A 9,338-nucleotide genomic window follows, 5' to 3' on the forward strand; every position below is an offset into this window, starting at 1 on the left:
GAACCAGGGACCAAAAGATTATGAGTCTTCTACTCTAACCAACTGAGCTATAGGAGCTGAAATCTTTTTCGATTTGCGATGCAATATTAGGGAATTCAATGCATATCTAAAAATATTTTTTCCTATAAAAATGCAAATCGTTCAAAACAAAGCCATTATTTTTTATAAATACATCAGAATTGTCCTGGAAAAGGTTTTGGAAGCTTTTCAGATTAAGATATCTGTGTAAAATAGTCAACGGAGCAAGTTAAAGCAGGAGACGATTTCCTATATTTATCGCATGAGAATTCTGCATACAGCCGATTGGCATTTGGGCAAGAAATTGGAACGAATCTCCAGAATGCCTGAGCAAATAATGGTAATGGATGAAATAGTTCGCATTGCCAATGAGCAGCAGGCAGATGTTGTGATTGTAGCGGGCGACCTGTTCGATAATTTCAATCCTGCGACAGAAGCTGTAGAATTGTTGTACAGGACTTTAAAACGTCTTACCAATAATGGTAAGCGATTGGTGGTCGCTATTGCAGGAAATCACGATTCTCCGGATAGAGTAGAAGCACCCGATCCTCTGGCAAAAGAATGTGGTATTATCTTTATAGGGTATCCTTATTCTCATGTGAATACCTGCCGTTTGGATTGCGGCATATCCATAGAACAGAGCGAGGCTGGTTTTATAGAAGTACGGCTTCCCAAATACGATTATCCTTTGCGCCTTATTGTAACGCCATATGCGAGTGAGTACAGACTAAAGACTTTTCTGGGCATAGACAATCCGGAAGCAAGCCTGAAGGACGTATTGCAGCAACACTGGCAGAAACTGGCAGATAAATATTGTGACGAAGTCGGTGTAAATATGCTGGTAACACATCTTTTTATGATGAAGAAAGGAACAATTCCTCCTGAAGAACCGGAAGACGAGAAGCCAATTTTACATATTGGGGGCGCGCAGGCGGTATTCTCAGAGAATGTTCCCCAACAAATCCAGTATGTAGCTTTAGGGCATTTACACCGTTTCCAGCAAATAGATCATGAGCCATGCCCCATAGTTTATAGCAGCAGTCCGCTTTCCTATAGCTTTTCAGAGGCAGGGCAAACCAAATATGTAACGGTCTTTGATATCCTTCCTGATACTCGGGTAAAGTACGAAAAAATAGCTTTAACCGCAGGTCGCATTTTACATAGAAAGCGATTCGAAACGGTAGCTGAGGCGCTGGACTGGTTAACGCAGCATCCAACTGCTCTGGTAGAACTGACCCTGGTTACACCTGATTATTTAAGGGCAGAAGACAGAAAAATGCTGTTTCAGAATCACGATGGTATCGTTGCGCTGATTCCGGAGATTAAACGGACTGGAGAAGATACCGCAGAGAAGCAAAGTGTAGACCTCAGTCAGAACATGGACGAGCTGTTTGTACAGTATTTTAAATCCAGGTTTAATGGACAGGCGCCTAACGAAGATATCATAAATTTATTCAGAGAGATCAAAGCAGAGCAAATAGGAGAGTAAAATGATTCCAGTTTCTTTAACCATTAAAGGTTTATATTCCTATCAGAAAGAACAGACCATAGATTTTACCAGATTGCTGGAGGGACAGCTTTTTGGTATTTTCGGCGCAGTAGGATCGGGTAAATCTTCTATTTTAGAAGCTATTTCCTATGCATTGTATGGAGATACCGAACGTTTAAACAGAACCGACAACAGGAGCTATAATATGATGAATTTGAGATCGAATGAATTGCTCATCGATTTTACTTTTATCAATTACGACGGGTTTAGGTATCGGTTTGTAGTTCGTGGTAAACGTAACGCCAAAAACCACGATAAGGTGGGGACCCTGGAAAGAACATCTTATAAATTGGTAGATGGTTTATGGCAACCTCTTGATGGGGCAAATGGCGAACAGGTAATCGGGTTAAGTTATGACAACTTCAGGAGAACGATTATTATTCCGCAAGGAAAGTTTCAGGAGTTTTTACAGTTGGGGGATAAGGATCGTACGGTGATGTTACGCGAGATTTTTCAACTTGAAAAATATGAATTCTTCTATCAGGCGGTATCTCTTGAAAAGAAAAATAACGAACATATTCAAAGACTGACAGGCGAACTGTCGAACTATGGTATGATCAGCCTAGAAGAAATCGAAGCAAGTAAAGAAAGACTAAACGCATTGTCTCAAATTGTAAAAGAGACTAAAGCTGATTTAGACAATAAGGCTTTATTGTTGCAGGCAATGGATAAATTAAAGCATGCCTATCAGGAATATCAATCCTACAGTTTACAGCTGAATGAACTCCATTCGCGAAAGAATTACTTTGATGAATTAAGAACAGGTATTGCCCAATTCAATTTCTGTATGTTGCATTTCAGGGCAGATTTACTGCAGCATGCCAGATTAAAACAGGATAGGGGACAACTAGAGCAGGATCTTTCTTCTTTAATAAAATCTTTAGATAATGTTAATAATATCTTGGTTATTAACCAGGAAAGATTTAATTTATTAAAATTAGATTTTGATCAACTAGACAATTGGAAATTAAAATCAGCTGATTACGACAAGAGTATAGAAATTCTTAAACTGGATGCCGATTTGCAGGAATTGCAGCAAAGGGTTGCTAACGGGCAGGTTATTTTAGACAATAAAGAAGCCGAAAGGGTAAAACTGTTTGATGAATCGGAGGCCTTGGCCTTAGAAATAAAAAAGCGGAATAGGGAACTGCCCGATTATAGTCTTCTAAGCCAGCTGAGACAATGGTATTTAACCAATAAACATCTAAAAAGTACCTTAATTTCAGACGAACATGATTACGAAAAAGCGAAACATCAGGTTCAGGAAAATATTAAACTTTTAGATGAGATAAATCTAGAAAGTATTCTGATTAATAATGATATAAAAAGTGATATTTCTTTAAAGTTAATACAGGATTTGCTTGAAAGTGTGATACAGAAAGAGCAAAATGCTTTATCTGAACTGGCACATTATCAACTTCAATTAAAGTTAGGCGAATTTAGTTCAAGCCTTCATAATGGCGAAGCTTGTCCGTTATGCGGATCGTTGGAACATCCGCAAATTCTTCAACCCGAAAATGTACAATTGGAGTTTGAAACAATTCAAAAGGAAATAGAGTCACTAAAGGTGCAAAAGAAAGCTCTGGACGGACTTTTATTAAAAGTAAGCTCATTAGAGCTGTCTTTGCAAAAATGCCGGGAGATAGAAGAAAAAACGCTTCAGAAACAAAAAAATAGTTTGGGGGCATTAGAGGTTCATCAGAAGGCTTTCGTTTGGGACGGTTTTGAGCCCAACGATGAGAAGAAACTGGACGAGCTTGAACAAGCTATCCAAAAGGAAAAAGAATACATTACAACGCTTGAAAACACGTTGGAACAAAAAAAACTTTCTATTCGGGAGGTCGAAGGAGTATTGGCCAAGTATAAAGCCGGTTTGGACAAGTTGCAACTGGACTATAGAGAAAAAAGTGGTCAGGTTTTCTTACTCAAGCAACAGATCCAGGAGCAGCACCTGTCTGCATTTGCTCAGTTCTCTTTAGACGAATTGCAAGCACAGAAACAGCAATTGGAACAGCAAATTATACAGGTTCAGCAAAATTATGATAAATTAAAACTTGAAATAGAGTCTTCGAATCATCAAATTATTAGTTTGAATGAAAAAATAAATGCACTGAAAGAACGAAAACAATCGCTGGAACAAGAGTACCAAAATTTAGAACAGGCATTTGAAACGAAGTTGAAAGAATCGGACTTTTCAACATTGGAAGAGGTTAGGTCTGTGTTGAATAAAAATCTGAATATTCCAGCCCTGGAAAAGGAATTGCATGAATATCAGTTGAAGCTGTATAATGCAGAACAGAATTTTCAGCGTCTGTCTAAAGAATTGGAAAATCAGGCTTTCGACGACAAGCAATTTATACAATTAAAAGACGAAGTAGGTAGACTACAGGAGCTTTTCCAAAAGCATCATGAAGAACAAATTAAGGAGCAGGTATTCTTAAAAAATCAGGAAGCGGGTCTACAGAAAAAAACAGCCTTATTAAAAGAATTAGAATCTCTTCAGTTGCGGGGGCAAAATATAGATCAATTGAAAAACCTGTTCAGATCCAGTGGTTTTGTAAACTATATTTCAAGCTTCTATTTAAATCAGTTATGCATTGCCGCAAACGAACGTTTTTATAAATTAAGCAGACAGCAGCTCAAATTGGAACTTTCAGATAAAAACGATTTTCTTATAAGGGATTATCTGAATGACGGAAAACTCAGGAGTGTAAAAACACTTTCGGGCGGGCAAACTTTTCAGGCTTCTCTTTCTTTGGCATTAGCTTTGGCAGAAAGTGTACAGAAGCAGAATCAATCGGAACAGAACTTTTTTTTTCTGGATGAAGGTTTTGGTTCTTTAGATAAAGAAGCTTTGCAAATAGCTTTTGAGACATTGAAATCTTTACGCAGAGAAAACCGCATTGTAGGGGTAATTTCTCATGTAGAAGATCTACAGCAGGAGATAGATGTGTTTTTAAAGGTGAAAAATGATAGCAGCGAAGGAAGTTTAATTAGCGGAAGCTGGGAATAAAAAGATTATGAAAGAAGATCTGGCGTGTATTTGTTTCGATAAACTTAAAGAAAAACAATTGACAATAGCCTTTGCAGAGAGCGTTTCTGTTGGGGCTTTATGCTGTAAGATGGGAATGATTCCAGGGGCAGGAGAGGTATTCAAAGGAGGATTGGTTTGTTACGACGGATCTATCAAGAAAAAATATCTGGGTGTAGAAGACGAATTGATAGAAAAGTATTCACCGGAATCGGCAGAAGTTACTGTGCAAATGGTAAAAGGCCTTTCGGAGTTTTTTGAAGCCGATGTGTCTGTAGCTATAACAGGTTTAAGTCAGCCCGGTGGTAGCGAGAATTTATCTAAACCTGTAGGTACGATTTTTTATAATATACTTTACAGAGACAAACTTAATGCGTACAGGAAAGTATACAAAGGCGATGCCCGCGAAATTATAAAACAAGCAGTGGAAGATATTTTTGTTTCGGTTTGCGATGTTATCCGCTAGATTTCCGATAAGTGATTTTTGATCCCAGCAGAACCTTCTCTATTTCACACTCTCCTTTACGTTTAATCTGATAGAACAATAATTCTGTAGCTTTTACACCCATCTCGAAAGCAGATTTAGAAATGGTGCTCAAAGGAGGGTTAAGATGTCTTGCTGTTGGAGTATTAGAGTAGGCGATTACTTTTACATCATCAGGAATAGTTAATCCCAACTCTTTACAAACATCATAGGTGCCGATAGCCAAAAGACTTACCGAACAAAAAATAACCTCTGGTTTTTTCTCAAATATCAATCGTTTAATTTCAGTAATATTATTTTCTTCGTTATTGGTAAGCTCAACCACCAGCTTTTTGTCCGTAAGGTCATTATCTTCCAGAGCTTTTAGATAGCCATTTAAACGCTTTTCAATATTGGTTAGTTCGTTTCTATATTTTAAAAAAGCAATTTTCGTATGGCCATCGTTCAATAACTTGGTAGTCACATCGTAGGCACTTTCAAAATCATTGCTTATAACAGCAGAAACCGGAAGATCTTCTACCACACGGTCAAACTGCACCAATGGAATTTTTTTCTGTAATATTCTGGAAATATGTTCGGTCTGGTGTGCTTCGGAAGCTGTAGAAAGCAAAATTCCATCCACCTTGCCGTTTGTAAGATTATAGATGATGCTGGCCTCCTTTTCGGGACTTTCGTTAGAAGAACAGATAATTAAATGGTAGCCGTGTTCATTGCAAATCTTCTCTACACCTGTTGTTATCTGCGTAAAGAAATAATTGGAAATTTCAGGAACTACCAACCCAATAGTTTTGCTTTTGTTTTTTCTGAGAGATGCCGCGAAAGGATTAGGCTGATAATTTAGCGCTTTAGCCAGCTCGCGTACACGTTTTTTGGTCTCTTCGCTAATTTCATAACTATCATTTAAAGCCCTCGAAACCGTAGGAACCGAAAGTTCTAAAATTTCAGCAAGTTTCTTAAGCGTAATATTCTCCATACAAAAATACCAACGTAAAGGTTTACGTAAATAAATTAGTCAAAAACCCAACAAATGTATCTAAAAAATAAGGAATTTTAGCTAAAATTGGATAATGAAGGAATCCAAAAAGTAAAGATACTGTTTATTTCGATTCCGATTGATAGAGGAGAAGCCTCCGGAATGAAACTTCGGACAGCACTTCTCAGAATTAAAAACATCGAAATAGCCATATCTCACTTTATCAAAATATTAATCATTAAACACTTAATAAAAACTAAATTATGATCAACAGTGATAATCCATTTTCTTTAGAAGGTAAGGTTATTGTAGTAACTGGCGGAACAGGAGTATTAGGTAAATCTTTTGTTGGTGCTATCGCACAAGCCGGAGGAAAAGTAGCCATTTTAGGAAGAAGAGAAGATGTAGCCCGTGAAAGAGCAGAAGAAATAAATTCAAACGGAGGCCACGCAATTGGAATTTCTGCAGATGTTTTAAGTGAGGAAAGCCTGTTAAATGCCAAATCAATCATACTTAAGGAGTTTGGAAGAATTGACGGATTGGTTAACGGAGCAGGTGGCAATATGCCGGGAGCCGTATTGGAACCAGGAGCAGATATCTTTAAATTAGACATTCCGGCTTTACAGCAGGTATTAAATTTAAATCTCTTTGGTTCGGTTATTCCTACTCAGGTTTTCGGTCCGGAATTAGCAAAAACAGGGAATGGTGTAGTTGTAAATATTTCTTCCATGTCTTCTCAAAGGGTAATCACTAAGGTCTTGGGTTACAGTATGGCTAAAACTGCTATCGACTGCTATACAAAATGGTTCGCTGTTGAGCTGGCGAATCGTCATGGAGAAGCTATTCGTATGAATGCCATTGCTCCCGGATTTTTCCTGACAGAGCAAAACAGAAATTTATTAACAAACCCAGACGGTACCTATAAAGAAAGAGGAAATTTGGTAGTAAAACAAACACCTTTTAAACGTTTTGGAAAGGCCGAAGAATTAGAGGGTGCACTGGTTTGGTTACTGAGCGATGCTTCTAAATTTGTTACAGGAACAATTATAAATGTTGATGGCGGTTTTGCCGTTTTTGGTGGGGTTTAATTTATTAGTGAGATACTTAGGAGAATTAGATAGTGAGTTTTAAGATGATTCAAACCATGCGATGGTATGGACCAAACGATCCGGTTAGTTTGTCTGATATTTTGCAGGCAGGCTGTACAGGAGTGGTAAGTGCCTTGCATCATATTCCAAATGGTGAAGTTTGGACAATAGAAGAAATAAAAAAACGTCAGGAAATTATAGCAGGGGCAGGTCTGGTATGGAATGTAGTAGAAAGTGTTCCGGTTTCCGAAGCCATAAAAACGCAGACCGGAGATTATCTGCTGCATATAGAAAATTACAAAGAATCTTTAAAGAATTTGGCGGCTTGCGGTATCTATATAGTTACCTACAATTTTATGCCGGTTCTGGATTGGACCCGTACAGACCTGGATTTTGAAGTAGAAGATGGCTCTAAAGCGCTGAAATTTGAGAAGGCTGCGTTTGTCGCTTTCGACTTATTTATATTAAAAAGAAAAGGCGCAGAACAGGATTATACTGCAGAGGAAATTGAACGAGCAAAATCCCGTTTCGGGAGTATGAGTGCGGAGGAAAAACTGACTTTGCAAAAAAACATAATAGCAGGTTTACCGGGGAGCGAGGAAAGCTTTACCATCGAGAAGTTTCAGCAGGCACTGGATCAATACGCAAACATTGATGCAGCCAGTCTGAGATCAAACCTGATTGCTTTTCTCTCACAGGTCGTACCTGTAGCAGAAGAGCATGGTGTGAAAATGGTTATCCACCCGGACGATCCGCCTTATGCTATTTTAGGTTTACCAAGGGTGGTTAGTACAGCTGCAGATGTGCAGGCGCTTTTCCATGCAGTTCCATCGCCAAGTAACGGCTTGTGTTTCTGTACCGGATCTTTTGGCGTTAGGGCAGATAACGATCTCCCCAAAATGGTCCGGCAATTTGGTGATAGAATAAATTTCTTCCACTTAAGAAGTACCAGAAGAAATGAGTTTGGCGATTTTTATGAAGATAACCATCTGGAAGGCGATGTAGATATGTATGCTGTGGTTTCTGCTGCAGTTGATGTGATGCAGAAAAGAGGTGTAAATATTCCAATGCGTCCGGATCATGGTCACCAGATGCTGGATGATTTAAAAAAGAAAACCAATCCTGGTTATTCAGCTATAGGCAGACTAAGAGGCCTGGCAGAATTAAGAGGTCTGGAACATGCGATCGTCCATGGCCGAAAATAGAAATTCTGATATAAAAAAGCCTGCTGATAATTATTTCAGCAGGCTTTTTTTATTTATTTGATTTTAATATTCGAGGCTAAAAGCTGGTGTTCCAATAAACATTTCTGTTAATATGGATGTTATTAAGCAACATCTATTAACAGAACAACATGACGAAAAGAACAATCAGTTTTAAAAAAATATGGGCTATACTTAAATCTTCCTTTACAGGTTTTACAGAACATAAGGTCACTAAAATAAGTGGCTCACTGGCTTATTATACGGTGTTTTCCATGGCCCCGCTTTTGGTGGTTGTTATTTCGCTCTGTGGCGTATTTCTGGGCAGAGAAGCGGCAGAAGGGCAGGTGTATCAACAACTGAGTGGTTTCCTTGGTAGAGAAACAGCCGCTCAGCTGCAAGAGATTATAAGAAATGCATCTTTAGAAGGTAAAAGTTCTGTTGCCCTTGTTGTTGGTTTGGTAACACTATTAATTGGTGCTACAACCGTATTTGCCGACATACAGGACTCTATTAATATGATTTGGGGTTTAAAACCTAAACCTAAAAGAGGATGGCTGAAAATGCTGCAAAATAGATTCCTGTCTTTTTCGGTCATTGTAAGTCTGGGATTTTTGTTACTGGTTTCTCTCGCTATCACCACAGTTATAGACGGTTTTAGTGAACGATTGCAGGCCCGGTTTGAAGATATCTCTGTTATTATATTTTATATCCTAAATCAGTTACTGACTTTTATAGTGATCACTTTGATATTCGGAGTAATATTTAAGGTCTTACCGGATGCCATCATAAAATGGAGAGATATTATAGTAGGAGCGGCCGTTACCGCAATATTATTTATGATTGGCAAATTTGCCATATCCTTTTACATAGGCCAAAGCGATGTAGGCAGTACCTATGGTGGTGCTGGTTCACTGGTAATACTCTTGTTATGGACTTATTACTCTTCCATTATTCTTTATTTTGGGGCAGAGTTTACCAAAGCTTATGCAG

The 9,338-nt window shown here is 38.3% G+C and carries 7 protein-coding genes; 6 read left to right on the top strand and 1 reads right to left on the bottom strand.

Annotated elements, in window-relative coordinates:
- Positions 1 to 280: 280 nt before the first annotated feature.
- The 3 genes from ABWO41_RS11725 to ABWO41_RS11735 are packed head-to-tail and all read left to right on the top strand — an operon-like array spanning position 281 to position 5,064.
- Positions 281 to 1,507, top strand: a complete 1,227-nt coding sequence (locus tag ABWO41_RS11725) for a metallophosphoesterase family protein (protein WP_353137923.1) — start codon at positions 281 to 283, stop codon at positions 1,505 to 1,507.
- 1 nt (position 1,508) lies between these two features.
- On the top strand, positions 1,509 to 4,580 hold the full coding sequence (locus ABWO41_RS11730) for an AAA family ATPase (protein WP_353137925.1): 3,072 nt from the start codon (positions 1,509 to 1,511) through the stop codon (positions 4,578 to 4,580).
- A 7-nt stretch (positions 4,581 to 4,587) separates the two neighbouring features.
- Positions 4,588 to 5,064: a CinA family protein gene (locus ABWO41_RS11735; protein WP_353137927.1), complete on the top strand. Its 477-nt coding sequence runs from the start codon at positions 4,588 to 4,590 to the stop codon at positions 5,062 to 5,064.
- Here the strand turns inward: ABWO41_RS11735 and ABWO41_RS11740 are convergent.
- Positions 5,054 to 6,055, bottom strand: coding sequence for a LacI family DNA-binding transcriptional regulator (locus ABWO41_RS11740; RefSeq protein WP_353137929.1), 1,002 nt, complete (start codon positions 6,053 to 6,055; stop codon positions 5,054 to 5,056). The genes ABWO41_RS11735 and ABWO41_RS11740 overlap by 11 nt on opposite strands.
- A 263-nt stretch (positions 6,056 to 6,318) precedes the next feature.
- On the opposite strand from ABWO41_RS11740, the gene ABWO41_RS11745 reads away from it, so the two are divergent.
- The 3 genes from ABWO41_RS11745 to ABWO41_RS11755 form a co-directional block, all read left to right on the top strand.
- Positions 6,319 to 7,143, top strand: coding sequence for an SDR family oxidoreductase (locus ABWO41_RS11745; RefSeq protein ID WP_353137931.1), 825 nt, complete (start codon positions 6,319 to 6,321; stop codon positions 7,141 to 7,143).
- Positions 7,144 to 7,187: 44 nt separating this feature from the next.
- The gene (gene uxuA / locus ABWO41_RS11750) at positions 7,188 to 8,348 is read left to right on the top strand and encodes a mannonate dehydratase (protein ID WP_353137933.1); all 1,161 of its coding nucleotides are present in this window, start codon (positions 7,188 to 7,190) and stop codon (positions 8,346 to 8,348) included.
- Positions 8,349 to 8,497: 149 nt separating this feature from the next.
- The coding region (locus ABWO41_RS11755; RefSeq protein ID WP_353137935.1) for a YihY/virulence factor BrkB family protein at positions 8,498 to 9,338 on the top strand (841 nt) is incomplete at its 3' end.

Origin of the sequence: Pseudopedobacter sp. (genome assembly GCF_040392825.1) — a bacterium.
GTDB lineage: Bacteria > Bacteroidota > Bacteroidia > Sphingobacteriales > Sphingobacteriaceae > Pseudopedobacter.

Bases quoted from the DNA above. Each gene is read 5' to 3' on its own strand.
- ABWO41_RS11725 (WP_353137923.1), top strand. From the start codon at position 281: ATGAGAATTCTGCATACAGCCGATTGGCATTTGGGCAAGAAATTGGAA.
- ABWO41_RS11730 (WP_353137925.1), top strand. From the start codon at position 1,509: ATGATTCCAGTTTCTTTAACCATTAAAGGTTTATATTCCTATCAGAAA.
- ABWO41_RS11735 (WP_353137927.1), top strand. From the start codon at position 4,588: ATGAAAGAAGATCTGGCGTGTATTTGTTTCGATAAACTTAAAGAAAAA.
- ABWO41_RS11740 (WP_353137929.1), bottom strand. From the start codon at position 6,055: ATGGAGAATATTACGCTTAAGAAACTTGCTGAAATTTTAGAACTTTCG.
- ABWO41_RS11745 (WP_353137931.1), top strand. From the start codon at position 6,319: ATGATCAACAGTGATAATCCATTTTCTTTAGAAGGTAAGGTTATTGTA.
- uxuA (WP_353137933.1), top strand. From the start codon at position 7,188: ATGATTCAAACCATGCGATGGTATGGACCAAACGATCCGGTTAGTTTG.